Origin of the sequence: Calothrix sp. PCC 6303 (genome assembly GCF_000317435.1) — a bacterium.
Taxonomy (GTDB): domain Bacteria; phylum Cyanobacteriota; class Cyanobacteriia; order Cyanobacteriales; family Nostocaceae; genus PCC-6303.
In genome coordinates this window covers 2,407,728-2,433,741 of the sequence record NC_019751.1, presented here as the reverse complement: position 1 = coordinate 2,433,741, position 26,014 = coordinate 2,407,728, and the positions used below count along the sequence as shown (strand labels likewise).

17 protein-coding genes and 2 pseudogenes are annotated in these 26,014 nt (G+C 39.9%); 6 read left to right on the top strand and 13 right to left on the bottom strand.

Annotation, left to right across the window (positions count from 1 at the left end):
• Nucleotides 1-97: 97 nt before the first annotated feature.
• Entirely contained in the window at nucleotides 98-2,008 is a 1,911-nt protein-coding gene (locus tag CAL6303_RS09925; protein ID WP_015197715.1) for a PatA/PatG family cyanobactin maturation protease, read from the bottom strand.
• A gap of 615 nt (nucleotides 2,009-2,623) precedes the next feature.
• Between CAL6303_RS09925 and CAL6303_RS09920 the strand changes: the two genes are divergently transcribed.
• Together CAL6303_RS09920 and CAL6303_RS09915 are read left to right on the top strand one after the other, a co-directional pair.
• Entirely contained in the window at nucleotides 2,624-3,604 is a 981-nt protein-coding gene (locus tag CAL6303_RS09920) for a hypothetical protein (protein ID WP_144051024.1), read from the top strand.
• Entirely contained in the window at nucleotides 3,582-4,070 is a 489-nt protein-coding gene (locus CAL6303_RS09915; RefSeq protein WP_041739363.1) for a hypothetical protein, read from the top strand. Before CAL6303_RS09920 ends, CAL6303_RS09915 begins: the two co-directional genes overlap by 23 nt.
• A 46-nt stretch (nucleotides 4,071-4,116) precedes the next feature.
• Here the strand turns inward: CAL6303_RS09915 and CAL6303_RS09910 are convergent, their stop codons facing one another.
• The gene (locus CAL6303_RS09910) at nucleotides 4,117-6,300 is read right to left on the bottom strand and encodes a filamentous hemagglutinin N-terminal domain-containing protein (protein WP_158333138.1); all 2,184 of its coding nucleotides are present in this window, start codon (nucleotides 6,298-6,300) and stop codon (nucleotides 4,117-4,119) included.
• 203 nt (nucleotides 6,301-6,503) lie between these two features.
• On the bottom strand, nucleotides 6,504-6,959 hold the full coding sequence (locus tag CAL6303_RS09905; RefSeq protein WP_015197711.1) for a hypothetical protein: 456 nt from the start codon (nucleotides 6,957-6,959) through the stop codon (nucleotides 6,504-6,506).
• A gap of 559 nt (nucleotides 6,960-7,518) precedes the next feature.
• Between CAL6303_RS09905 and CAL6303_RS09900 the strand changes: the two genes are divergently transcribed.
• Entirely contained in the window at nucleotides 7,519-10,293 is a 2,775-nt protein-coding gene (locus CAL6303_RS09900) for a CHAT domain-containing protein (protein WP_238993788.1), read from the top strand.
• Nucleotides 10,294-10,515: 222 nt separating this feature from the next.
• Here the strand turns inward: CAL6303_RS09900 and CAL6303_RS09895 are convergent, their stop codons facing one another.
• The 5 genes and pseudogenes from CAL6303_RS09895 to CAL6303_RS09870 form a co-directional block, all read right to left on the bottom strand.
• Entirely contained in the window at nucleotides 10,516-11,139 is a 624-nt protein-coding gene (locus tag CAL6303_RS09895; RefSeq protein ID WP_015197709.1) for a hypothetical protein, read from the bottom strand.
• Between the two features lie 106 nt (nucleotides 11,140-11,245).
• A complete protein-coding gene (locus tag CAL6303_RS09890; RefSeq protein ID WP_041739356.1) occupies nucleotides 11,246-11,980 on the bottom strand; it encodes a DUF928 domain-containing protein in 735 nt (244 codons plus the stop codon).
• A 578-nt stretch (nucleotides 11,981-12,558) separates the two neighbouring features.
• A complete protein-coding gene (locus CAL6303_RS09880; RefSeq protein WP_015197705.1) occupies nucleotides 12,559-14,445 on the bottom strand; it encodes a CHASE2 domain-containing protein in 1,887 nt (628 codons plus the stop codon).
• A gap of 28 nt (nucleotides 14,446-14,473) precedes the next feature.
• The gene (locus CAL6303_RS09875) at nucleotides 14,474-15,184 is read right to left on the bottom strand and encodes a response regulator transcription factor (RefSeq protein ID WP_015197704.1); all 711 of its coding nucleotides are present in this window, start codon (nucleotides 15,182-15,184) and stop codon (nucleotides 14,474-14,476) included.
• A 331-nt stretch (nucleotides 15,185-15,515) separates the two neighbouring features.
• A pseudogene (locus tag CAL6303_RS09870) lies at nucleotides 15,516-16,757 on the bottom strand (iron uptake porin); the annotation flags it as partial.
• A gap of 113 nt (nucleotides 16,758-16,870) precedes the next feature.
• On the opposite strand from CAL6303_RS09870, the gene CAL6303_RS09865 reads away from it, so the two are divergent.
• Nucleotides 16,871-18,094 carry an ISAzo13-like element ISCasp1 family transposase gene (locus CAL6303_RS09865; protein ID WP_015197703.1) on the top strand — a complete coding sequence of 408 codons (1,224 nt, stop codon included), beginning with the start codon at nucleotides 16,871-16,873 and terminating at the stop codon, nucleotides 18,092-18,094.
• Nucleotides 18,095-18,122: 28 nt separating this feature from the next.
• On the opposite strand, the pseudogene CAL6303_RS09860 reads toward CAL6303_RS09865, so the two are convergent.
• Nucleotides 18,123-18,773 (bottom strand): annotated as a pseudogene (locus CAL6303_RS09860) (iron uptake porin); the annotation flags it as partial.
• Nucleotides 18,774-19,309: 536 nt separating this feature from the next.
• Between CAL6303_RS09860 and modA the strand changes: the two are divergent.
• Entirely contained in the window at nucleotides 19,310-20,110 is an 801-nt protein-coding gene (gene modA / locus CAL6303_RS09855) for a molybdate ABC transporter substrate-binding protein (RefSeq protein ID WP_015197702.1), read from the top strand.
• A 150-nt stretch (nucleotides 20,111-20,260) separates the two neighbouring features.
• On the opposite strand, the gene CAL6303_RS09850 is transcribed toward modA, so the two are convergent.
• Nucleotides 20,261-20,656, bottom strand: coding sequence for an agenet domain-containing protein (locus CAL6303_RS09850; protein WP_041739350.1), 396 nt, complete (start codon nucleotides 20,654-20,656; stop codon nucleotides 20,261-20,263).
• A gap of 349 nt (nucleotides 20,657-21,005) precedes the next feature.
• On the opposite strand from CAL6303_RS09850, the gene modB reads away from it, so the two are divergent.
• Entirely contained in the window at nucleotides 21,006-22,814 is a 1,809-nt protein-coding gene (gene modB, locus CAL6303_RS09845) for a molybdate ABC transporter permease subunit (protein ID WP_015197700.1), read from the top strand.
• A gap of 206 nt (nucleotides 22,815-23,020) precedes the next feature.
• Here modB and CAL6303_RS09840 read toward each other — a convergent pair whose 3' ends face one another.
• The 3 genes from CAL6303_RS09840 to xisF all read right to left on the bottom strand — a co-directional run bounded on the left by CAL6303_RS09840 (nucleotide 23,021) and on the right by xisF (nucleotide 25,985).
• Nucleotides 23,021-23,509 carry a hypothetical protein gene (locus tag CAL6303_RS09840; protein ID WP_015197699.1) on the bottom strand — a complete coding sequence of 163 codons (489 nt, stop codon included), beginning with the start codon at nucleotides 23,507-23,509 and terminating at the stop codon, nucleotides 23,021-23,023.
• A gap of 277 nt (nucleotides 23,510-23,786) precedes the next feature.
• Nucleotides 23,787-24,152: an ArsR/SmtB family transcription factor gene (locus CAL6303_RS09835; protein WP_015197698.1), complete on the bottom strand. Its 366-nt coding sequence runs from the start codon at nucleotides 24,150-24,152 to the stop codon at nucleotides 23,787-23,789.
• 420 nt (nucleotides 24,153-24,572) lie between these two features.
• Nucleotides 24,573-25,985 (bottom strand): fdxN element excision recombinase XisF, encoded by a 1,413-nt coding sequence (gene xisF / locus CAL6303_RS09830; RefSeq protein WP_015197696.1) that lies wholly within the window; start codon nucleotides 25,983-25,985, stop codon nucleotides 24,573-24,575.
• Nucleotides 25,986-26,014: the final 29 nt, after the last annotated feature.

Here is a 26,014-nt window from a genome sequence, read left to right as displayed (position 1 = left end):
CCTTCTGCGAGGTGCAACCGAGAAAATCTTTCCCTCACAGGTCAAGTCGTGTCTAATAACAGGCAGGCACAGAAGGAGTGCTTTATCCTCGTGCCAGTTAGCTGGCAACAGACCAAGAGCGGACTCTACCGATAGAGACAGGAATCGCATCGCTCACATCCACTGTGAATCGATAAACTTTTCCGGCTCTGCGGCTGTCTTCTAGGTTAAAAAACTGAAGTTTCACATCGTAGCAGTTGGAATCGGGGCGACAGATAGGACTCTTCTCCACCGTAATAGTGTCCAGTCCAATATCGGCAGCCGTGCCAGTAGACATCACATCGGCAATCTGGAAAGCATTGGTCGCAGAGAAGTTTAACGCTCGTTCCTGGGGTGTGACACCTAGATTGCGGAATTCATAATAGATCCGCTCCAGATATTCTCGAATCTTATTGCTATAGTCTTCTTCTGAAGGACCTGCTGGATAAGCTTGTGTTAAATTCTCAATCAACGCAGCAACCGACCATCCGTACATCCCTCGAACTTCTGGGATGATGGCAGGAACGGTTTGACCCGAAAGTAGTTTCACGCTGCCCGCTATATATCCTGGAATTGAAACCCGCTCAATATTTTCGTCCCCTAGGAAGGATCGTAGTCGCTCGTAAGTAACATTGGCGTAGGGACCAGAAGGCACAATCGCATAAATGGGCGTAGCATCGAGATTCAGTGTCCAAATCAGCGATTGTGCTTCCCAAGGGTTTTGCTCTAGATAGTCCAGCAAATTAATCCCCGCAGGTATGGCTTGGGTAAAGGAATCTTGACGGGCTTGAGTACCGAAATCATAACCTAACTCTCCTAAAGCATAAACTAACTGAATTTGCTTGCTACCACTACAAGAAGCACACTCAGAAGGAGCTACTGAAGAATTTGCTTGGTTGCTAGCAGTAATCATCATCGGGGTTTCTTTCATTAGCATAGTTGTTAATTGATTTATTTCCGCAGCCTGAACACCGATCGGTGAAGACTGGGAAATCTCTTGTTTCAAATCAAATTCAATCACCTCACTCGGTTGCAGTTGTGCGATCGCATTGTCAGCTTCACTTGATTGGATCATGACTCCCCCTGATTTCTCGTTTGTCATTTGTTTAATTTCTCCTTTGGTAATTAGGGTATATGCCCCAGAAATATTCAGCGTTCCCACTAGACAGCGACGGCTATCTAAACCCTTTAGTTGGTTGCAAGACAAGGCACTTTGGAGGATGGCATCACGAATCGCATGGGGGTCAGGCTTTTCCTCTCGTTGCAGTTGAATACTGAGCAACAGCGCCACAATGCCCGACACAATGGGAGTAGCAAAGCTAGTACCAGTTTTTGTCGCAGTTTTTGCACCAGGGATAGCACCCAAAATGTTTTCACCGAGAGCGAGAATGCCTTGGTTTTGGTAAGCCTCACCCCAATTACTAAACCCAATGGGATTTCCTTGGGCATCCATTGCCCCCACTGCGAGTACCGACTCAAGAGCAGCCGGAAGATGAAGACAATCACAGCCATCGTTGCCCGCAGCAGCTACGATGAGAACGTTATTTTCCCGGCACAATCTAACCGCATTCGCCAGTAATCGATCAGATTCAGCCGATGCAGCCAATTGACCACCACTAATATTGATGACATTGGCTCCCTGCTCAACTGCTTGGGTAATCGCCCGTGCGAGGTCAATCTGGGAACAAGGGGCAAGCCCGTCTCTCCCATCACTAAAAACAGGTACAATTAAGCCTCGACAATTAGGTGCAATACCGCGAACAGGGCTGTCGTGTTGACCAAAGATAACGCTGGCAACATGAGTTCCATGCTGGGATGCAGAACCGCGATCAGCAACACTAGAAACCAAGGTTGGAAGCTGAGTCAGATTAGCTCCGTCGAAGCAGGGGTGAGATTGATCAACAGGTCCGTCAAGTACGGCGACACATATTTTAGAATCACCACCAAACTTCTCATAGGCAAAATTACTTATGTCAATCTCTGACATCATTGCGATTCCTTATTATTTTAGTGTTTGATAATCGAGGATATTTCGCAAAGCAAATCCAAACTACAGAGTTAGAAAACGCAAGGTGAGTGCTTGTTTGTTAATCTCTTCGCTCTTTCTTAATACTCATACTATTGTTTCTTAAAATTTTATACATCGACCTTTTCTGCATGTTTGTGTGCACTATTAAGCACTGGTTAGTGCAGGAATGCGATCGCACTATTGCAGAAAACTGTATATGCTATTGTTGTCATCTGTGCAATGTTTCCTTTAATTCCAAGTCCGACTTAGCAGGCAATAGCATTGAAGTAAATTTCAGTCAATGCATAAACATGCAAACAATTATGCGTTAACTCGCAAGACTTCATAATCAAAAAGTTGGCAAAATACAATACAACGAAAAGAAATAAGCACAAAGTTTAGCAAAAATGATGAAGGATGAAAACAGAAATGTTTACCCACGACGTACAGACCTGAACCGACCCCTATGTCTGGAATTTTCTCTAACCCGAAAATTAAAGGATAAGTGGCTAACAATTCCTTTAAGTCACACTAGAATCCCAAACATTTTCATTTAATCAGGAGATTTTTGTGGTTAGACAAAAACTAGTAATCAAAATGCTGGTTCCGCTTGCTTTAATGTTAGGAGGATGTAGTGGTAGTAGTTTAGACATAGAAGCTGCTAAAAATCTATCCAAAATAGGGCAAAAAGCAGATATAGCATTCGAGAAAATTGCTAATGACTTGTATCAATCTTGCCTTCGTACTGCGAATTATACTCCGTTGCAATCTTCAACTACTGAGGGAATTAACCAAGCTAGGGTCAATGCAGAAAAATCCTGTTCTGAGGATGAACAACGAGAACAAAGCTCACTTAATGGGGTAAACCGTAAAACCAACTCAAAAGAAGCTAGTTTAGCGTTAAATAATGGCAATTTAATAATTATAAGTTATTTAACAGCTTTGGGGCAGTTAGCCTCTGATGATTTAATTAACTACGACCCCGAACTAAATTCTATTCAAGACTCACTTGTAGAAATACCCGGAATTCAAACCGATGTAGTTGATGCGGGAACAGCGATTGCTAGATTCCTTTTTAGAGTGTTTTCTGAGCAAGAACGACGTTCCACTTTAAAAGATGCTGTTTTAGAAAATGATCGGAGTTTAAGATTTTATATTGATGGCTTCTCCGAAGGAATTATTAAAGGCTATATCAATGGAGCTTTAGAGACTGAGGAAATCGCAGTTGATAACTACTACAGACAATATTTAGGAAATCTTATCAACACAGTCAATAGTTCTAATGTAGAAGGAATTGGTGTGGTTCTCAGAGATAAGACAATTGTCGAGCTAGATCGAGAATGGAAAAATACCAGATTAGAAATTGTGGAAAAGCAAAAAATAGCAGAGGAATATATCGAGATTTTAAAAAGAATTGCTAAAGACCACCATGAAATTAAGGAAATTTATCAAAAAGATAAAAATCCTTCATCAACAGAAATTAGACAAAAAGTGAAAACTTATGTCAAAGACGTAGATGAGCTAGTCCAGCGTTCTAACAAATTTTTTAAACATAATGTCAAGTCAAAATCAAAATAAAGTTATGAGCAAAGAACTAACCCCAGATGACTTACAGCAACAAGCTGAAAACTATCGTAAAGTTGTTAAAGCTAGTATGGATAGACGGGACACTTTGAAAGCAAAAATCAAGGATTTTAAACAACAAAAAGTCTCTGGAGCAAAAATTAAAGGTTTAGAGGATGAAATTCGTTTATTGGATAGCCAAACGCAAGATTTATTGAGTAAAGCCTATGATTTGGATGCATTAGGAATTATGAGTATAATGACTAATCTAGAAAATGCTAAAGAACAAATAAAAGCAACCACTGATAAAGTTTTAAAAGCTATTCAAAAATTTAATGACATGAAAGAACTTCTTCGGGTTCTCTCTCTTTTTGTTCGCTTGGGTGCGGCTATTGTAAATACAGTTGCAACAGGGGGTGCTCCAGCTGATCAAATTGCTACACTTGTAAGCGAAGTTGACAATTTAACCTTCAATCTTTAAGCAGCATCTTAGAACCTGTTCAGTGGCGATCGCGGGAATATTTCCTTTAATTACAAGCCCGACTCAAGAGCGATCGCCCATCGGATAACTTGTATAATCCTTGTGCTTCAATGATGGGGTCGCCTTTTTTCCAAGGACGTGATATTGGTTCAACATTACGCACACCGCCAGTTGTATAGGTAGAAATTAATATGTCTCCCGGACTATTGTGTAAAGCACCAGAACCTGTAATGGTAAATGAGTTTTCTTGTCGCTTGGTGCTGCGTGCAATGCAACTATTGGCAATCAGTGCGTTGGTGTCGATCGCGTTCGGGGATAATTGGGTGAAGCTGTTTTGAAGCGAACTGTTATCGGGTTGATTGAGATTGATTACACCCGAAATGCCTTGTTCCGAAGTGGCAGTAATATCACTTCTATCGGTTGGTTTGGAACGGGACTCGATACCGAAGATACCTTGGGCGTTAATTTGGATGTTTCCACCTTTTCCAGTGAAGGCATTGGCGCTAATATCGCTATTTTCGTTGGGAATCGCCACGATAAACTTACCATCAAAGTTGATATTGCCACCATCTCCCCCTGCCTGAGCCGTTCCAGCCGTGGTAGAAATAAAGCTATCCTGCCGCAATAGCAAGATGTCACCTACTTTCAGCGTTATATTCCCACCCTGACTGGCTGTTGTGACAGCATCGATTCGTGATTGATTGCTTAAAATGATTGAACCTGCCCGTACTGTGATATTACCTGCATTTCCCAAACCTTGGCTTTTTGCGCTAATTCGACTAGTATCCTCAACCACCAACCTACCCGTGTTGATTGTGATGTTACCTGCATCTCCGGGGCTTTGAGTGTTTGTGAAAATAAATCCTTCTCTGCTCAACTCTACAGAATCAGAGGCATTAATCGTTAGATTACCAGCTTTTCCTGATACTGGGAAAACCTTTCCATCCTCAGAAGCAATCAGCGATTGGGCGGATACAACTCCTTGATTGTTAATGATCAGCTTGTTTGTATTGATAATGAGATTTCCTGCTTGTCCGAAATTACCTGTAAAACTAGCTAAGGCACTAGAACTTTCAGGATTTTTATCTATACTTATTATCTCGACAATATCAGACGCATTCACACTCAACTGACCTGCTGAACCGTTACCAAGCGTCCCAGATAAGATTTGTGCCCCATCTCGAATACTTAATCTTTTAGTCTCGATTGTCAGATCGCCAGCCTGTCCATCCCCAAAACTCAAAGTCGATATATTCCCAAATGGGACGATTCCAATCACTTCCAAAGACTCAGAGGCATTCACGGTTAAGCCAGTTCCGGATTTTGCTCCTTGGGTAGAAGCCGCAATTTGGGAGCCGCCGTTGATGAAAACATTTCTGCCCCAAATCTGGATCGAACCACCCCCTTCACCGCTGGTATTGACTGTCGCGCCATTAGTTAGAGAAATATCGGCTCGATTGAGCGTGGTGGGAAAAATCAAGCGCAAATTGTTGTCATTGAAAGCCAAGTCTACTTTACCTTGATCTGCCACTGCTCCCAAATCCACCTGCCCCCCAGCCGCATTTACACCACCCCCGGCAAAATTTATCTCACCTCCTAACAGGATCAAACTCTTGCCATCTGCCACTTGTAGCCCTTGTGTACCCGATTCTTCTAATGGGGTAGTGGAACGGTTGACAATCGGTGCAGCAGCAACTTGATTGAACAAAAAAGCAGATGGATTAACCGTTAATAAAGGCGGGGAATCAGGGACAGAACTACTATAGAAGCCTCGATCGCCAAACTGAATCGCAGTTGCTGTTGTTGCGACAAATGAGCCTTTAACATCGAGGCGAGAATTTTCTCCAAAGATGATCCCATTTGGGTTGAGGAGAAATAAATTGGCAGTGCCACCTGATACACCTAATGTTCCTGCGATGTTGGAAGAACTGCCGCCAGTCACTCGACTGATAATGTTTGTAATGTCGATTGGGTTTTGAAAGTAGAGGCTTTGCCCTTCAGTAATGTTGAAGTCGCTGAAGCTATGAAACAGATTAGTGCCGCGAATTGCTCCACCCTCAATTTGCAGACTATTATTAGTGTTAGAAGTAACTACGGACTTTTCAACGCCCAACGTATTGTCAGGCATTACTTGGGCACAGATCCGGTGTTCAAAAATAAGAATGACACCTGCGATCGCTACAGAGCTAAGTAGTCTCTGGCTCCAGACTTTGCTGATAAGTAGTAGCACAAAAGTAATGGTGTATTTTAATATTCTCAGATTTTTTGATCAAATTTTTAAAACTGTAAGCTCTGATGCTAGTGACGATATAGATTTAATTTTGTATAACCACTTATTCCTTTGAAGTATAGATTGCTTTGAGTGAGCGGATCTATGCTTCAAAGAAATTGCAGAATCGTCAGAGTAAGAAGCTTAAATTATCCTGGTAAAACTCACGAGTTAGAACATTCAAGAGTATTTCTATCGTTTTGGGAAACCCATTGACAAACAATTGGCTTTCTAGGAGCAGTTGGGGCTGGATTGATGAATATCTGAAGTTTAAATGTCCCATTTGTTTGCTTGGCGGCTTCACTTAAATTTCTTAAAACCTTAGACAACTCGGATTGAACATCTTTACATAACTGTTCTGCCTTCTCAACATCTAACCCTACGCCCCCTTCAGGTAGTGATATTCTATAACCCGTTCCGCACTTCATGACACCGTTGACAAAGCAGCAAGTGCAACCAAATGTGGCAGAAGAAAAAGGTGATTCTACCTCAATTTCTAAAGTTATTGATGTCGATACATTATATCTCTGAAGCAATTTAGCTAGGTCAGGCAGAATTTTTGAGAATCCGGACTCGAACTCAGAAATCACCGATGTTGCTGTTGCGTTTTGATAATCCATATTTTTCTCCTGTGGATAAGATGCATCTAAATAATGAAATTACATTCGGAGTTTGACACAGAACTTGTTTGAGATGAAGATGAGAATGTAAACCAGATCGACTCAATTCTCAAAGCGAAGCGGTGGTTAGCAAGGTGCTAAATTTTGAGCGATTATTGATTTATTTTACTCAAGATTATTCGTTAGTCAAATCATATCATTATATATCTATTGCAATGTGAACACATTGATAAGTATTTAAAAGGAGGTAATTGGAACATAAATCAGGATATTTTATCTAAAGTAATAATTTTTAAACTGAGTTTTTGACATTTATATTTTTGATGTATAAATAATTTATCTTGGATCAAATAAAAATTCATGATATTTCTTATGCTTCTGTTTTTTTGGGGTTATGAAATCCCCTAGTTAGGCTATTATGCAAGAAATACCAGTATATAGTTTTCTTTTGTATACAAGATTAAGAATAACTTTTATACGAGGATGTTTCGGTATTAAAATGAAAAATAGAAATTATTGCAAAATATTAATTTATTTTCTGCAGCAGAACCAAATATGTATGAAATTGAGAACCATTTATAAGCGGATAATTTATTTTTCGAGTCATCAATCCCAAAAACTCAATAGTCATCAAGTAATTAAATTATTATTTTCCCTAACTCTTATAATTTGTTTATTATTTGGACAGGTTGTAACGGCACAACCTTCAAATACAAATGTACTAGTAAAGCAAGGAATCAAAGACTATAATGCTGGCAATTTTTCCAATGCTATAAAAAATTGGCGAGAAGCACTAAATTACTATAAAAATAATCCATCAGCTAGGGCAGTGGTGAATGAAAATTTGGCACGCGCTTACCAACAAGTAGGAGAAAATAAAGATGCGATCGCATCCCTAGAAAAAGCCATGCGTGACTATGGTAAGGTGGAAAATATCCAGCAAGTTGGACGGATGAAGTCGGAACTGGCACAGGTTTATAGCAATTTGGGACAACCTCGGCAAGCGATCGCGCTTTTGTGTGGTCAAATAGTAGAGAAGTCGAAAATTCCAGCCAGTCAGGAAATAAAATGTACTCCAGACAGTGCTGAACAAATTGCCATCAAATATAATGACAAACGTGGTCAGGTTGCAGCTTTGGGGATTCTTGGTGAAGCATATCGCTTAATTGGCAGTTACGACCAAGCAATTAAATATTTAGACGCAGCACAACAAGTTAGTCCAGAATATCAATTTTTGGTCTTCAATAGTTTGGGTAATGCTTACAAAAGTCGTGGACAATTGCGAGAGTTACAAGCTGATTCTGCAAAGAAGGCTGGTATTTCTAGTAAAGAAAAAGAATTGACACAAAAATTTCTCGATGACTATCAAAGAGCTTACCAATATTTTAAAAATAGTATAAAATTCGCCCGCAACGAAAAACAACCTTTAGCCGAGATGCGGGGATTATTAAATTTACTTCAGTTGGCTTCCCAGACAAATAAGAGCAAATTTATTCCTGATGAGGAGTTTACAAAAACTCTTGAGGATGCTTTAAAAGTTGTCGAAAGTTTACCCAATTCAGCCACAAAAGTCTATGGGGAAATTGATTTAGCATATTTGCAGCGCGATGGGAAAAGAACTTCACCTTTTACTTACTGTCCAACTCAGCTTGTATTATCTGGTGATAATAAAGCATTAAATTTGCTAGAAAATTCAGTGTTAATAAGTAAACAAATCCAAGATAATCGCCTAATTTCATATGCTAACGGTGCTTTGGGACATTTCTGGGAATGTCATCAAGAGAATGAAAAAGCATTAAAATATACTCAGTCTGCAATCATCGCCGCAGACATAAACTTGAGTGCAAAAGATAGCTTGTATTTGTGGGAATGGCAAGCAGGCAGGATTTTGGACAAACAGGATCGAAAGCAAGAAGCGATGCCTGCGGCGAGCGAAGCTATCGCATCCTATCAGCGAGCCTTTGATATCTTGGAAAATATCCGGCAGGATATTTTGACTGCGGAACGGGATGTACAGTTTGACTTCCGGGATGTAGTTAAGCCACTATACCGGACATTGGCACAGTCGCGCTTAGATTTGCTGGGAGTTGGGGCAATTGTAGATGAGAGACGTGTGAAGGAACTATCGAAAGTCGTTAACACCATCGATGCGTTGAAGCTGGCAGAATTACAGAATTATTTTGGCAATGATTGCATATTGAGTGGGTTGAATCCCAAACTGGTGGGGGAACTCCTGAAAGAGAATAGTGCAGCGTTTCAGAATACTGGGTTTTTGAGTTCCATCATTTTAGATGGCAAAACCGGGATATTATTACAGTTACCCAATCAAGCAACCAAATTTAAGTGGATTGAAGACCCCAACCAACAGGGTACAACTAAAATAGTTAGTAATGAAATCCTGGAGAAAAAAATTACCGAGTTTCGCAAAGGACTAGTTAGCAAAGAAGAAATTAATTACGATACAACAATTGCCGCACAGCTTTATGACTGGATAATTCGTCCTTTTGCTGAAGATATCAAATTACAGAAAGTCAAAACCCTGGTATTTATTCAAGATGGGTTCTTGCGTAGCGTACCAATGGCAGCACTTTATGATAGCCAACAGAAGAAATATTTAATCGAAACCTACGCAGTTGCCACAACCCCCAGTTTACGACTTACCAAACCTAATTTAGGTAATGGGAATACACAAAAAGCATTAATTGTGGGTTTAACAAAAAAAGCCACAATCGACGGCAAGACTTTCGATGCACTTTCTGCTGTTCCCGATGAAGTAAAGACAGTTGGAAGGATATTCCCCAATCATACCCGCCTAATGGACGATAACTTTATTCCCGAAAGCTTTCAGAAAACACTGGAGAAAACCACATATTCGATTGTTCACATAGCTAGTCACGCTCAATTTGGTATCATTCCTGAAGACACCTTCATTGTCACAGGGAAAAACCAAAAACTTACCATCAACCAATTAGAAGCATCTCTGCGAAACCTCAACAACAAATCAGATAGTGTCGAACTTCTCGCACTGACAGCTTGCGAAACCGCAGTTGGTGATGATCGTGCCACACTAGGATTAGCTGGAATTGCATTGCAAGCTGGAGTTAAAAGCGCGATCGCATCTTTGTGGAATGTCACCGATGAATCTACGTCTGAGATAATCAAAACATTCTACACCAACTATCGCAAGAACGGCATGACTATTGCCCAGGCTTTGCAAACAGCCCAAATTAGAATGATTCAGGCGAAAAAATTACCATCATCTGAAGGTATAAATATTAAGTATGATCATCCTGCATATTGGGCACCAATAATTTCCATCGGTAATTGGCTTTAAATATATTTAACTATACCAAAAACGGCTAGAAATTAAACTTCTTACAAACTTTAACGGAGGCAGAAGCTCAGTTAAGTTTGCGTTTGTCTAATCGCTATATGCTTTGATTATTAACGTTTTAGCTAATCGCTATAGGCGCAGCCTTCTCTTAGAGTATAGCTAATAGCTAACCACTCGCAGTATAGCTCAAGGCTAATATATTTAACTATACAAAAGATATTATTATTCAATAATTCCAATCAATATTTGCATTAAAATATCTAAATCATCAGGTACACGATACAAAGTAATGTCTTGAGTAATCCGAAGATGTTGTTGTTCTAATAAACCAAAACGCCAAGTATCACCTACTGTGACTGCACCATAAAGAATATCTTGTTCTTCTGCTATTGCCAAAGCGATTAACTCTGCTGATAGTTGAGTAAAACCTCTTGACAAATCGTCGTTTTTAGCCTCAACCACTAGAAAATTTTTATCTCTTTCATTTGCATTAACGTTTCGTAGTAAATAATCTAAATTACCTTTGAGTCGAGAATTTATCTGGAGAGGATATTCTAAACGCATTTGACACTTACAAAAACGTGCTAGTTCCGCAAGTACCGGTGCTACCATAATTTCTCGACGTGCAGTTTCACTCGATAAAGTTACCAGTGGTAATAATTCCTCGATTTGCTGACGTAATTCAGGTAAACGTTGTGGTACACGTTGAGAAGAGGGTAATGTCATACGGGTACGTAAGAAGCTGTAACCTAATTCAGCTAAAATGTCTTCTGTTTCATACGGTAACTCAAAGTAAGAACGAAAAGTGTACGTCTGTCCTTCTTGCAAAATTTTTGGTTTAGACATAATAAATCTGACATACAGCTAATAAGAAAGCATCTTAACTCTTTTACGCAGTTAAGCGAACCTAGTCTAATTATAAGTACGTTGATTCGTTTGTTTCTATTTCCTCTCAGTTTTCGCTCGCAATTTTCTGGAGATGTTCAATTCGTTGCTGAATATTTTTTAGATCTATGTTGCTGTCACTACCAGTTGATATTTCTGACTGTGCAAGTTGTTGAACTAAAGTTGTCCCAATTTCTCCCAGTTTAGCATTATCGGTTGCTTTCAATGCTTCTTCCATTGCTTCATACCACAGTTCATTTTCAGCATAATAATTGACCCTTTCGGAAATAGTAGTAAACTGGCTTTTGGGGAGTGATTGAGGTTGGATGACGGTAAATTCTGCTTGGTTAAGAATTGTGTCATTGTTGCAATCAATGGCGATTTGCCATAAATAGGTTTTACCTACTGTGAGTTCAGGGTACTTGAGGGGAAGTTTTAGCTGATTAATCCCAACTATCGTGGGTATTTCTTGAACTTTGCCAAGTTGTTTCACGCTTTTTGCAGAATTAAATTCAAACAGTCGGAATCGCACATTTTGAGAACTTGACATATACCAAGCAAACGTTGGACGTGCAGAGGCAGTTTTACCGACAAATGTCTGAGGTGCAAGTTGCGTTAGGGGGATACCGCTACTTGAACATCCACGGGAACCACCCGCACTAGTATTGCCGCTAGCTGGTTTGCGATCGCGTGGTTTAAATTCGGCAGATGCAGGGAATGTAGTCATCAAGAAAAGCACTCCTACAACTAAGCTTGTAAATCTATGGCTATTGCGCCAAAATCGAAAAGGTTGATGTCTCATGGTGCTGTTGTTGATTATGTAATTATCTATAACTTTTACTTTCCGTCACCTGTGTTGAAATATACTAAATACTGGAGAAAATTTACGTTTAAAATCGCTAAGAGATTAGCAAATAAAATGTTATTTGCCCAGGTAAAAGTCCAGCAATCAGCCGTGTTTAGTGTAATCATTCATAAGAATTTGAACTTTAGACAAATTGTTATGAATCAAACATTGATAAAACTGTGATTGTACAAAATACGTACTTGTTTTATTGCATGAAAATAAAGTGGGCTAATTTTCTTAGATATTATTCTATAGGTCGTGGCAAAATCAATTTATGCACTTGCCTTAGATAATACACAAATATAAATCACACATACCAATACAAAAATTCATCAGTAGCCATCATCAACTTACACCAGGACGGATGAAAATGGAAGATAAGAGAGACCTGTTGCCTGTGAAACGACGAGGAACATCCTCTGACTTTCCTGCGGATATGAACGTGAATGTATCTATTTTGATAGCCATCAAACTTTTATTTGCAAGTTAGATTAGCTCAGATAAACTTAATTATGTAATGAAATGTAAACAACTTAAAACTTTTTTATAGGTATCCAACTAAGTTCGCATATAGTCCCACGAGGAGAAAGTGATTCCCGTCGAAATTCTCCTTCTAATTGTCTGGCAAGAATTTTAGAATTTTTTGTACCTTTATTTTCTTGCTTTGATTTAATTCCTGAACCGTTATCTTTTACCGATAGCTTATATATATTCCCAATAAAAATACCAGATGCTTGAACTCGCTTGACTCCTTGAGCATGTTTACCAACATTACACAAAGCTTCCTCCAGAAATAGGCAGATTCTCCGCTTACATTCTTTACTCAAATACTTATCATCAATCGGGTCAAAATTACGAATTTTAACTTTTAATGCTTGAAAGTTTTCAAAGTCTTGACGTTCCAAAGTGCTTGAATAAACTTCATATAATAAATCGTGAAGTGGTCGATTTAATTCAAGGATTAATCCACTACCTAAACGCAAACTCTCTTCTTCAGTTAGTGCTTCAAGTTTGAGAAATTCGCCAATTTCTCGAATTTCTCGATTTAGTTTTTCAAATTGCCCAACTAGCTGTTCGTAAGGAATATCTTGGGCACGTAGATGCTGTAATCCATAGGCAAGGGTTTGCAAAGGACCATTATGTATAATTGTAAAAGTATTTTGAATTGTATTTTGACGTTCGTTAATTTGCGATCGCAAGAATCGATCGTGCTGGTAAAATGCAAAAGCACTCAAGCCAACCCCATTCATCGCTAATATCACGAAACTCGGTGCAATAGGAATCCATATACCCCACACCCACAGCATTACATAACCGCAGCTAAACAGAAAAAATCCGGCTGTACCAACACTAAGTATATTTTTCCACACAGATTGGGTTATTCGTCCAATTATAATCGGTAGAAAACCCCAAATAAATATCCATATATACTCTTGCATATCTCCCCAACTGTTCAACATTGGACGATTATCGATGACATTACTCAGAATTTGACTGATGACATGAGCATGATATTCAATGCCATAAATTTGACCGCTTAATTTTAAGTTCGGCAACGAAGATGTATAAAAAACATCCCCGGTACTCATATTGCGGTTGCCAACTAAGACAATGCGATCGCGTAACAATTTCGCATCAACTTTCTCGTTGAGAACATCTCGTAGCGACACAGTGCGAAAAGCCTGAGAATTGTTACGGAAGTTCATCATAATTGAGACTCCCCCATCATCAACGTTCACGTATCCACCAAAATTTTTGGTGATGCGGGGTAATTCGACCCCACCAAACATTATTGTATTGGGGTCATTTTTACCTGTGGCGATGGTAATTGCATTGTTTTTAAAGTATTTAATAACTAACCGTAGCGCTAGAGAATATTTATCTTGACTAACATTGTGAGGATTAGGTGTGTACAACAAATAACGTCGATTTTTGCTATCCCCATCATTAGGTAAATCAACAAATCCGATTTGTTCAGGTGGTAAACTTCGAGGTGGGGGAGTTTCTCCCGGTGGTAAGATTTTTTCAATCCCAATAATATTGGTATTTTCCTGAAACAACCGCGTGAGTTCTTTGCTCCCAGGTTCCACAGGAACATTTTTAAAAATATCTAATCCAATTGCTAACGGTTGATAGGTTTCTAACTTAGTTAGTAACTGGGCAATTTTTTCATCTGGAACTGGGTATTGTCCCACCCATTGAATATCCTTTTCATCGATACCCACAATTACGACACGTTCATCGAGTTTTTCCACCGGACGCAGACGTAACATAGTATCGAGGAGCATCGATTCTAAAGATTGCATTCCTCCAATAGCACGGATCAACATCACCACAACCAACACCATTATCCCTGGAGGTGCAGCCTGTGACCATAACCCCAACTCTTGGTGAATGCGATTCCATATTCTCCTTCCCATCTTGATCCCGAATTAATAATCCTGCATCTTAATCAAGTAAACCTTCTTCACGGGAACGAATTTCGGTTTGGATTCGCATATTCTTACCGCTTTCCTTACAGTCTTCTGGGTATACTCCCAACACATCCTGAATTTTTGTCCAGTAAGTACGTACTGCTCGTTCAGACTTGTACATCCTATCGGCGATCGCTTTATCTGTCAAACTCTCTTCAAAAGCCAAGCGCAACACCTCCAACCATTCGGGTTTAAGTTCAATCCCCGTTTTGATGTCTTTCGTGTGAGTACCACCTTGAAGCGCTAAATTAACCCGCATCAACATTTCCATTTCGGGCAATCCTTTATCTGCGATCGCAAACCCTGCTAGATGGTTGTCAATCTCGTGTTTAATCCGGATTAACGCCTTCACATAGCTAGTTTGTACCATGAAATTGCGATCGGGATATTCTTTGAGTAAAGTTTGCAAAAGCTTAATTCCGGTATCAATTTCTGCTATTTGCTCTTGATCATGGGGAATCGACAAATCCAGTATGATTAGGTCAAATGCTTGAGATTGAAGTAAAGTCAGTGTCTCTTTAGCTGTCTGAGCCTTCAGTATATTGGCTTCTGGATGCTGTCTAATTAATATATCCAGGGTTCCAGTCAAAATTAATTGATGGTCATCGACAACCAAAATATCGAGTTTTTTTTTCACTGCTAAATGCCCATAAATTTTATGTTTTTCTAACTTTACTACTGCCATAATATTCTTCCCTTGTTAAGTAAGGTGAAGTTTTTAAATGTAGGAATATAAATATTGAAGTATTTACTGATTCTAATTGGAGATCGATTTTTCAACTATGCACAAAAGTGCAAATCTGAACCGGTGATTTTGTACTATTTTTACAGAGAATGGTTGGAAAGTACAACGTAAGGTGATGCCTGCGGGCGACGTAGCGATCGCACTTCTCAAGCAAGCATAGTAGATTCGATGACAAGCGATCGCACAACCAGATTCATGCTTGCATTTGAGTCACCTGTAGTTTGTTTCTTCGTTTGCTAGCAGGGAAGTCTATTAAATTCCTCTTCCTTGCTCAAAATCGGAATGTAGCTCTGACAACTCCCGTATAAATTGTGTCATTATTGCTATTGTGTTCAGGATTAAAGATCACAATTAAACCCGGTGTAATTGACAGGCTAGAATTAACTTGATATCGATATAACGCTTCTACATGGAAAGATGTATCACTATCTTCGCGGCGATTGGTAGTAGGAGTCAACACAACAGGACCAAAATCATTACTTGTCACTTTCGGCGGCTGACCAAAAATAATCCCACCTAAATTACCTTTCTTACCCAAGTCTGGAAAAGCTAAAGTTACAGCCCAATTCCAAATATCTGCTTGATCACCCTTATTAACTACGTTTGTTGTGGGATTGCTACCAGAACTAGTTTGAGCTTTAGCTTGGGTATATCCAGTCCAACCCGAAATAACAAATTTCGGATTAAAACGATAACTAGCTTCTAAACCATATTGATTACTGGAAGTTGCAATAGTTGAACCAAAGGGAGTATTAGCAAAAGCACTACCATAGCTTCCCGAAACTGTGACATCTCCAGCACCACCGCTCAAATATGAATGTCCATATGTTAGAGCCAAAGTTGCATCTTTGTTGGGTTGGATTGCTAACTGTACCAAAGTCGCATAACTACCATCAAATAAACCTCTACCAGGATTCGGATCGCTTCCTCTACGAGCAAGATAACCAGCAGATAGAGTAATTGCATCGCTAAATTTGAAGTTAGCACTAACCCCAGAACCTGTATTGCTAGCTGAACTTGTATTACTTACCCGATAGATAGGAGAGAAACGACCAAAACGTGAAAGCGAACCAACAGGAGTGGATGATAGTAAAGGATTGACGGTATTGAAGTTATCATAAAACTCGCCGCCGATAGCATCAACAATGACGTTGAGTTGATCGCTCACTGGAAAGCGGTAGTACAACTTGCCCATTACGATATTATTGTCATTGTTGGCATCCCATGACGTGCGGGTCATGTTTGTACCTGTAACTACCCCACTGAAAGAATTGGTGTTGTTGGCTTCTAAACGAGCAAACAATTGATCTTTCCCTGTGAAGCTAGTAACTAAGTTTAGGCGAACGCGATCGCTTAAAACTACGTTGTCTTGTAATTTGGAACCAGCAGATCCAAAAGCTGCTGTTTTCCTTGTATTTCTCACCGTTTCATTGGGTGCAGCATCTATATTTCGCCATTGATCTGAATTTAGCGCTCTATCTTCACCAAACACTCCTCCAAGGCTAACAATAACTTCAGCGTTTAGGAGTTATGTAAAAATAAGTTGCGTAACTTCAAGATAGCAAACAAGTGGTTGCCAATAAATTTTATGCTGGATTATGTCAACAGTAAGACAGTATAAAAATCATGCGCAAACAGGGTGCAGTAATCAATATTAGAGAAAAATACAGAGAAATAAGCCCTTACTTAAATGAACGAACACGTAGGATTTGGGCAGGAACAGAGGCTTTGGGGTTAGGATATGGGGGAATTACAGCAGTATCAGAGGCAACAGGTTTAAGTCAAAATACCATTCGCTCAGGCATAGAAGAATTACTTTTGTCGAGTGAAAATCCGACGCAAACGGCAAGGATACGCAGTCGTGGTGGTGGACGTAAAAAATTGACGATGGCAGATAAAACTTTAAAGCAAGATTTAGACTCTTTGGTAGAACCAACAAGCCGTGGAGACCCAGAATCACCCCTGCGTTGGAGTTGTAAGAGTTTAGCAAAACTAGCTTCAGAGTTAAAAAACATGGGACATAAGGTATGCAGCAAAACTGTTTCAACCTTACTTAAAAGTATGGGCTATAGCTTACAAGGAAATCGCAAAACTCAGGAAGGCAAACATAACCCTGACAGAGACCAGCAATTTGTTCACATTAATAGAACTGTACGACAGTTCCAAAATCAGAAACATCCAGTAATTTCAGTGGACACAAAGAAGAAAGAATTAATCGGTAACTATAAAAATTCTGGCGTGGAGTGGGAACCTTCTTCGTCACCCACTCAAGTCAAAGTTCACGACTTTGTTGACCCGGAGTTAGGCAAAGCAATACCTTACGGCGTATACGATTTACAACATAATCAAGCTTGGGTAAGTGTAGGTATTGACCACGACACAGCATCGTTTGCAGTCGAGACAATACGGAATTGGTGGTTCAATATGGGAAAACCATTATATCCAGATAGTCAGCATCTTCTGATTACAGCCGATTGCGGAGGTAGTAATAGCTACCGTAGCCGCCTCTGGAAACTGAAATTACAAGAGTTTGCGGAGCAAACAGGATTAACTGTTCACGTTTGCCATTTTCCACCTGGAACTAGCAAATGGAATCGAATCGAGCATCGATTATTCTGCCATATTTCTCAAAACTGGCGAGGACGACCCTTGGATAGCTTAATGGTGATTGTAAGCTTGATTGGTAATACAAGTACAAAACATGGCTTAACAGTTCACGCACAAGTAGACCCAAATCAGTATCAAATAGGTATTAAAGTATCCGATGAAGACTTCAATGCTATTGCCATCACAAAAGATACTTTTCATGGTGAATGGAACTATCAAATTAGCCCTAGAAATTCAACGTAGTTTATCAATTTATTTTTACACGACTCCTTAACTTGGTAGTGATGGAAAATTCTTCACTTTCGAGAACTGCTGTATGTGCTTCCAGAGGGTCGATTCTTCCTCGCAGTTCAACTAATCCATCGGCAAATTCTTCTGACAGTTTTTGTAGTTCTATGAGGTCTTCTTTCCTAACTATATCAGCCGTACCCGTGGCAATTAGTTCGTTTACCCGGTTTAAACATGCATTCAAACCCGCAGCAAATTCATAACGAGTTAATGCTCGGTTGCCTTTGAAAGTGCCGTTTGGATACCCTGTAATACACCCATAGCGTTCAACCAAGGATTGTAGAGCTTGAAACGCCCAATCTGTGGGTTGTACATCTGATAGTTGGGATACCGATGTCACTTGTGACATTGATGATTTTGGGTCTTTCGTACTGTTATCAATCCCAAGTTGTGAGACGGGGATTACCTCGCTAACTGTGGGTTTGGAACTGTTACCGCTGTAGTCTCTAATTTGCTGGAGTTGTTCGGATACATTTCCCTGGGGAGCGACATCAACATCTTTATCCGACTGCAACTGTGGCAGTTGAGTTTTTGATTCTGCTATTGGATTCGCAAATGCAGCACCAGCAGAAATCAAGCTTGCTACAAACACTATCGGCGTAATCCACAAGGAATTTCGGAGAATACTAGACATTTACCTCACACCTCAACCTATTTCAAATAACACCAACTTCATTGGTAATACATCTTACTACCAACTTGTTTGGTAGTATAGTATCAGTAATTACCGAGTATATAAATTTTAAGCGTCCATAATCTAGTTACAGGCTGAGATTAAAAGCCGCAAGAATCTAAGACACCTGAGTTCGGGTTAAGCCAGAAACTAAAAAGCTTATTCTGTAAGGATTGAGCAAAACTCTAAGTGATATAAGAAGCGATTAAAGTGGAATCATTTTGTCAACAAGGCTTACAAATGAGGCTAATATCAACAATATGGCTTATTGAGAATAGATTAAAACAGAGCTTCAGACGGAACAATGAGAAATCAAGGGTTTTGAGGATTTCTTATCCCGAACTCAGGTTAAGACATAAACATTACCAATTTAGTTGGTAGGTTGGTTAAAAGTTGGTATTATAATATCAAGTATCAGAAACACCTTGCCGTTGTACGGGGAGGCTTCCTCTGACTCGGTTAATTCTAGGACAAAATCCTCTCATAAGCAGGCAATGATGAACAGAAGACGATTTTTTGCTTTCGTTGGTTTGACGGTTGCGAGTTTATTGCTGGCAATTGGTTTACCCTTACGATCTGTGTCAACCTCGAATTTAGTAGCACAGTCAAATGGTAGTTTGTTGGTATCTACTGCCGCTAGCTTAAAGGAAGTAATGGAGGAAATAAAAACTAACTACCAACAAAGTAAGCCTGGAGTCACCATCAATTATAATTTTGGTGCTTCTGGTTCCTTGTTGCAACAAATTCAGCAAGGTGCTCCGGCTGACATTTTTATCTCTGCGGGTAAAAAGCAGGTAGATACCTTGGAACAGTCAGGTAAACTGGTTGCTGGCACTCGCAGCATTTTAGCAAAAAACCGCCTAGTATTGATTGTCCCTAAGAGTGCAGTTGGTGTAACTAGTTTTTTCAACTTGACTGGAAATAGTATCAGGAAAATTGCGATTGGTGAACCCAGGAGTGTACCTGCTGGACAGTACGCAGAGCAAGTTTTGAAGAAGTTGGGTATTTTCGAGAAAGTGAAGACAAAGTTTGTCTACGCGAATAATGTGCGTCAAGTTTTAGCTGCGGTAGAAAGTGGAAATGCTGATGCGGGTTTGGTTTATCGAACCGATGCCAAAATTTCTAACAAGGTAAAAACTGTTGTTGCGGCAGATGAGAAATATCATTCACCAATTGTATATCCAATGGGGGTATTGAAGCAGAGTAAAAATGTGGCTGCTGCGACAGATTTTGTTAAGTATTTATCTAGTGAACAGGCTAAAATTACCCTCAAAAAATACGGATTTATTTTGCCTTAATAATATTTGATATCGGCTTGTATTTCTACAAAAAACTTTAGTTGGTTATCATCCTGTAGGGATTTAGAATGTTCCAATCAATATAATGCTCCAAAACCATTCCCGCTATACGGAAGTACACCCCGTTAGCGGGGTGTACTGGATTTTACTCTATCTACTTACCCGTGCTGGTTCAACCGACTCATCCCAAGAGCTATCGTAGCCAGTGTAAGTAACTTTGTAACTGTTTTTACCTACATTTAGAATTTTCCCTGGGTACCATTTCCCTTTCCAAAAAATTCTCACTGAATCTCCAGTTTTGAATGATGCCCGAAAGCGTCTAGCTTCAACCCACTCATTCCAAGAGCTATCGTAGCCTTCGTAGGTCACATAACACTTATTATTTTTCACATTGAGTACCTCTGCGGGATACCATTTCCCTTTCCAGAGCACTTCGGCTTTTTGCCCTACAGAGCAAGGAGAAGAAACTGCAAAAGCACTAGGAATATCTATTCCTACACAAGTTGCCATGAAAGTAGCTGCGAAAATTAATTTTTTTATCTTCATTCTTTTTTTAAACGAGTAAATCCCAATTGATATCGTGAGTTTTTTACAGTTTGATACCTATAAAAATGGATGTAATTTATCCAACTCATCTATCTCATTTTTATCTTGAGGAACCAGCGAATTGCTTCAGCAAAAATAATGAATTCATAGCAGGTATATGAAGAAGTTGGTAAATAATTGTCAATTTAATGGCGGTAATTACACAGAAACAGTAAGAAAATGTTACTGATTAAGAGTTGCTGTTTGGCTGTAACCATTAATCAAGCTAAACCTATATTTGAAGAACAGTTTTTCATATGTGTAGGTCAATAATCAAACTGATTCCCAAATTAATATTGCTAAATAAACTATGCCCCAAGATTTATCTCCCCTTTGGTTATCAATAAAAACTTCATTACTTGCCACTGGAATTACCTTTTTTCTGGGTATTGCTGCCGCATATTGGATGCTGGGATATTCCGGTAAAGGTAAATCATTGATTGAGGGGATATTTATTTCTCCTTTGATTTTGCCCCCTACTGTCGTCGGCTTTTTGCTGTTGATGTTTTTCGGTAAGTTTGGTCTGGCAGGGCAATTTCTGGAGAAGATCGGCGGGTTTAGTGTTGTTTTTAACTGGTATGGGGCGGCGATCGCAGCTACTGTTGTTTCCTTCCCCTTAATGTACCGCACGGCTTTGGGTGCTTTTGAACAAATAGACCAAAATCTTCTACTAGTAGCAAAAACTCTCGGTGCTTCCCCCGCAACCATATTTTGGCGCATCATGTTTCCGTTATCATTACCTGGGGTTTTAGCGGGGACTACATTGGCTTTTGCCCGTGCTTTGGGGGAGTTTGGTGCAACTTTGATGTTAGCTGGGAATATTCCTGGACAAACCCAGACAATGCCTCTAGCCATTTATTTTGCTGTGGAAGGGGGAGCAAATAATGAAGCTTGGTTTTGGTCACTGATAATTATGGGTACTTCTTTATCAGGGATTATTGGGGTGAATATTTGGCAGGAATCACGGGGGAAGAGGAGGAAGGGAGGAGGGGGAGAGAGGGAGAGGGGGAGAGGGGGGGAAATTAGTAATTCCCCAACCCCAATACCTAATTCTGGGCTTTTTGTTGATATCTACAAACAACTAGCTGACTTTAATTTACAAGTATCTTTCAGTGCAGATAAGCAACCTTTAGGGTTATTGGGGGGTTCTGGGGCTGGTAAGAGTATGATTTTACGCTGTTTGGCGGGGGTAGAAACACCGACATCTGGGCAAATTATTCTGAATGGAAGGGTGTTGTTTGATTCGCAAAAAAAGGTTAATGTACCATCACGCGATCGCAAGATTGGTTTTCTGGTGCAAAACTACGCTTTGTTTCCCCATCTCACGGTAGCCCAGAATATCGCTTTTGGTTTACCCAAAGGACTTTCGGCTACCGCGATGCGGGTACAGGTAGAGAGTCAACTTTTAGGGGTACAATTAGCGGGGTTGGGAGATAGATATCCACACCAGCTATCTGGGGGACAACAACAACGGGTTGCATTAGCCAGGGCGTTAGCTTCGCAACCGGAAGCGCTATTATTGGATGAGCCTTTTTCAGCATTGGATACATATCTGCGAAGTCAACTTGAACAGGAAATGGTGGCAAAGCTAGCTGATTACGGTGGTGTGTCTTTATTTGTCACTCATAATATGGAAGAGGCTTATCGAGTTTGCCCAAATTTATTAGTATTGGAGCAAGGGAAAGCTATACAATATGGTTCTAAGCAAGAGGTTTTTGAACAACCCAGAACTGTCACAGTTGCCCAAATCACGGGTTGTAAAAACTTCTCTCCAGCCGTTGTCAATGGGTTTGACTCTGTAAAGGCTGTGGATTGGGGTTGTACACTGCGAGTAGTTGAACCAATCCCTAATAATTTATCCCATATTGGAATTCGCGCCCATCAAATTAGTTTCAGTAAAAATGCAAATCAGGAAAATACTTTCCCTTGTTGGTTGGCAAATTCCATAGAAACTCCCCATAGAATGACACTGTTTTTGAAGTTGCAAAGTCCTGCTGAAAATGGTGGGGATTATCACCTGCAAGCTGAGGTTTTTAAAGAAAAATGGGTGACAATTAAAGACCAGCCTTTTCCTTGGTATGTGCAGTTGGATTCGTCGCGGTTGATTTTGATGGAATAAAAAAATACTGTATATAATTAGGTCGGCGTTGAAATTTGTAATTAGGGCAAGGCGGTAGCCAGTAGGTTTTACCCTAAGCCTGCCGTACCTTATCTGCGGTACGCTCCGCTCCGGCTCCGCTCGGTAGCCGTAGGGCAGTACGCGTACTGCCCTTTGGGCATGAAAACAGCGCAGTGGGGCGTACCTGCGATTTGTTTTAATTGGCTTTAAGTGGCATCAATTACAGTCTGGATAGTTGTTGTGTGTGCTGGTTTTGGAACAATGTAAGTTAGATTTTGAGTCCCAAATGTATAAATCCCAATAGATTTTCCATTTAGGAAGTTAAACTTGATAAGTGGTAATTCTGAAGATTTCTGAACATCTCCGCAGACTTTAACGCTGGCAATATTCCGACCTTTTTTGTCTGTAGAATAACTTAAGTCTACACGCGCCACAGTTTTTTTTGTAGAGTCTAAAACAAGATAGGCAAAGCGGTTATTAGCAGCGCTGTAAGCCGTACTGGAATAGTTTGCACCGTTTGTTTTTGCCTCTAGAATAGGAAGTCCGCCTAACTTGCGATACGCAGAGTTTAGACTAGTTACACTGCAAGCTTTTGTGGTTTGAGCGTTAACGCTTTGGATTGCCAGATTTGGGTAAGAACTCAAAGTTAAGCCAATTAAGCTAGACAAGAACACAGATTTACTAATTTTTTTCACTTTACTGATTCCAGAAATATTTGTAACTAACTTGAATATTCAATCACACTATCTGAATTTCAAAATTATGGTGAGCAATACAGGCAAATAACTTTTAGCCATCGCTAAATAATTACACACATACCTCAGAGGTTTTTTGAAAAGTGTTTGGCTGTCACTTTAGGCACTTACAGATCCGCCTAAATCTCTCTTGAAAAGGGGAAGCATTTTCCCAAAACTGGATGTTCCCGCAGAAATCAACTGCGAGCAAATGGTGAATTTGTTGGTGAGGAAATAGTTATTTTGAGAGGGTACTTAAAGCTTTAATCTGTTCAAATTCTTTAGCGCGCTTTTGTATTTGATCACCAATGCGATCGCATACCAATTCACAGAGACTAAAAATCACAGGGTCGCTGATAGCATAGTAAACGCTAACCCCTTTTTGTTGACGGGATATCAAACCTGCTTGAGTCAATACTTTTAAATGTTTTGATAGGTTTGGTTGTCCCAAACCTGTCGCTTCACCCATTTCAGTAACGTTCATCGCTCCCGTTCTCAGACAGCTCAAAATCTGTAAGCGACTGGTTTCAGAAAGTACTTTGAAATACTCTGCAACAGGAGCAAGCAGTTCTGGAGAATTTTGTTGAGAAAGAGTTTTTGACATGAAGGTTAGGTTAATTCTACCAATTATATCACTATATGGTTATTTTAGCCTATAATCTGCTTAAAAGCAAACCCTACCCCATAATACAGCATAGACTTTTGCTCCTTTGAGTGGCAGGCTTTGTTCTTAGAGCCATACCCTATAGACATCTCCACAAATTAATTATGCATTGCCCGAAACCCTTGTAGAGAGATAGTAGTGCCACGTTTCCAGATTCATTTTTGGAGATACCTAATGATTCGATTGCTCGTGATTAACAAAAATATTTAGTCAATAGATTATTTTTGAAGGGCAACGCTACAGAGAAAAGATGAAATTAGCCCTCCAAACACTGATGAAAGCGGTGAAGCAGTTTGACAAGCACTTAGAGAGCAAAGGTGTAACAATTGAGGAAGAGTTACAAAGACTTCGAGAAAATGGTCAAATTCTAGGTACAACTACAACTGAACCGCGATCGCACCAAACAACTTCGATTAATTCTCGGTAAACTAAATTGCGTTCATAGGGTGTCATACCTTCCCAAAAATCTGGGTGCTGCATATACTGCAATAATTTAAGCTTTTCGGAGGATTCAACTGCCCCTAACTTTTCATTTTCTTCCAGCAGGAATAGTTGAGTCCGTTTTTTCTCAATTGCGTCATGTAAATCTGCGTCGTTTAATCGCTCCAACATTTGGATCGAGTCTTTGAGTTCTTGAATTTTCGGATTATCTGGTTTATCGCTAGGAAGCAGGTTTGCGATTTGCTGCGATCGCGTGATCAGTTCAGTCTGTAATTTCTTTTCGGCTATATCTAAAGTCAAGCCATAGGTTTTTGCATAAATATTGTCGCAAAGTCCATTTCGGCTTCTAGCATTCCGGCAAGCTAGAAATCGTCCCCACTCACCTGATTTATTTTTGTAATTTAACCTCTGTGACATTGCTCCACCACAATTTCGGCATCTGGCAACGCTGCTGAGAGGATTGATCAATTTGTCACAGCTAACACCTTTTTTACGAGTTTTGTTATCCTCAAAAATCGCTTTTATCATCAGCCATTCATCTTCAGTAATTAGCGGTTGATGTATGCTATCAATGATTATTTGTGGCGTTTTGTGTCCAAATGAGAGATATTGCAGTTTCCCCCTCAACAGAGCATTGAGCAACCAACTTCTTACCCCCGTACTGCTAGAAGGAGCTTTGAGGTGAATCTTCCCTTTGTAGCTAGGTGGGTGCAAATAAAATTGCTGCTGAAAGTCCTCACGAGCTTTACTTAAAGACTTACATTCTAAAAATAGATCGATTAACTTCCTGGCAACCTGAAAATAAGTTAAGTCACTTTTTGGGTATAAAGATTGATTAGGAACGATCGCACCATCAATTTTAATGTATCCAAAAATCGGTTTGTATGGTTCCTCGCGCTCTCGGTGTTTTGCATGTCCAGCGAGGGAATGACTTCTCAACCGATCTCGAACCTGCGCGGCTAAGGCAGCTTTTACCCGTCCTGTAAATAATCCGTCAGGAGAGGTCAAGTTTAATTCACCATCCTCCAAGAACTTGATTTGTACATCATGCTTTGTAAACAGTTCCCTCGCTTGCTCCCATTGCAAAGGACTGCGAGTTAATCGGTCAAAATTGGGGATAATAACCTGGCTAATACGATTGGCTCTTACCAAGTCGAGGATAGCACCAAAGCCTTCACGAGTATCGCTAACCCCTGTCTCAATATCAAAATAGATTAAGCTTTCCGGTATTCCATAATTAACTAAAGCATCAATGTATCGTTCCAGTGCATGACCATCTGTAAATTGTTGTTTACTGCTAACCCGACAATATCCGACAATTAACCTAGTCACGACTAACACCAATCATCAACAAGCTTCAT

Coding starts and splice junctions, on each gene's coding strand:
- CAL6303_RS09925 (WP_015197715.1), bottom strand. CDS start 2,008: ATGATGTCAGAGATTGACATAAGTAATTTTGCCTATGAGAAGTTTGGT.
- CAL6303_RS09920 (WP_144051024.1), top strand. CDS start 2,624: ATGCTGGTTCCGCTTGCTTTAATGTTAGGAGGATGTAGTGGTAGTAGT.
- CAL6303_RS09915 (WP_041739363.1), top strand. CDS start 3,582: ATGTCAAGTCAAAATCAAAATAAAGTTATGAGCAAAGAACTAACCCCA.
- CAL6303_RS09905 (WP_015197711.1), bottom strand. CDS start 6,959: ATGGATTATCAAAACGCAACAGCAACATCGGTGATTTCTGAGTTCGAG.
- CAL6303_RS09900 (WP_238993788.1), top strand. CDS start 7,519: ATGAAATTGAGAACCATTTATAAGCGGATAATTTATTTTTCGAGTCAT.
- CAL6303_RS09895 (WP_015197709.1), bottom strand. CDS start 11,139: ATGTCTAAACCAAAAATTTTGCAAGAAGGACAGACGTACACTTTTCGT.
- CAL6303_RS09890 (WP_041739356.1), bottom strand. CDS start 11,980: ATGAGACATCAACCTTTTCGATTTTGGCGCAATAGCCATAGATTTACA.
- CAL6303_RS09880 (WP_015197705.1), bottom strand. CDS start 14,445: ATGGGAAGGAGAATATGGAATCGCATTCACCAAGAGTTGGGGTTATGG.
- CAL6303_RS09875 (WP_015197704.1), bottom strand. CDS start 15,184: ATGGCAGTAGTAAAGTTAGAAAAACATAAAATTTATGGGCATTTAGCA.
- CAL6303_RS09865 (WP_015197703.1), top strand. CDS start 16,871: ATGCGCAAACAGGGTGCAGTAATCAATATTAGAGAAAAATACAGAGAA.
- modA (WP_015197702.1), top strand. CDS start 19,310: ATGAACAGAAGACGATTTTTTGCTTTCGTTGGTTTGACGGTTGCGAGT.
- CAL6303_RS09850 (WP_041739350.1), bottom strand. CDS start 20,656: ATGAAGATAAAAAAATTAATTTTCGCAGCTACTTTCATGGCAACTTGT.
- modB (WP_015197700.1), top strand. CDS start 21,006: ATGCCCCAAGATTTATCTCCCCTTTGGTTATCAATAAAAACTTCATTA.
- CAL6303_RS09835 (WP_015197698.1), bottom strand. CDS start 24,152: ATGTCAAAAACTCTTTCTCAACAAAATTCTCCAGAACTGCTTGCTCCT.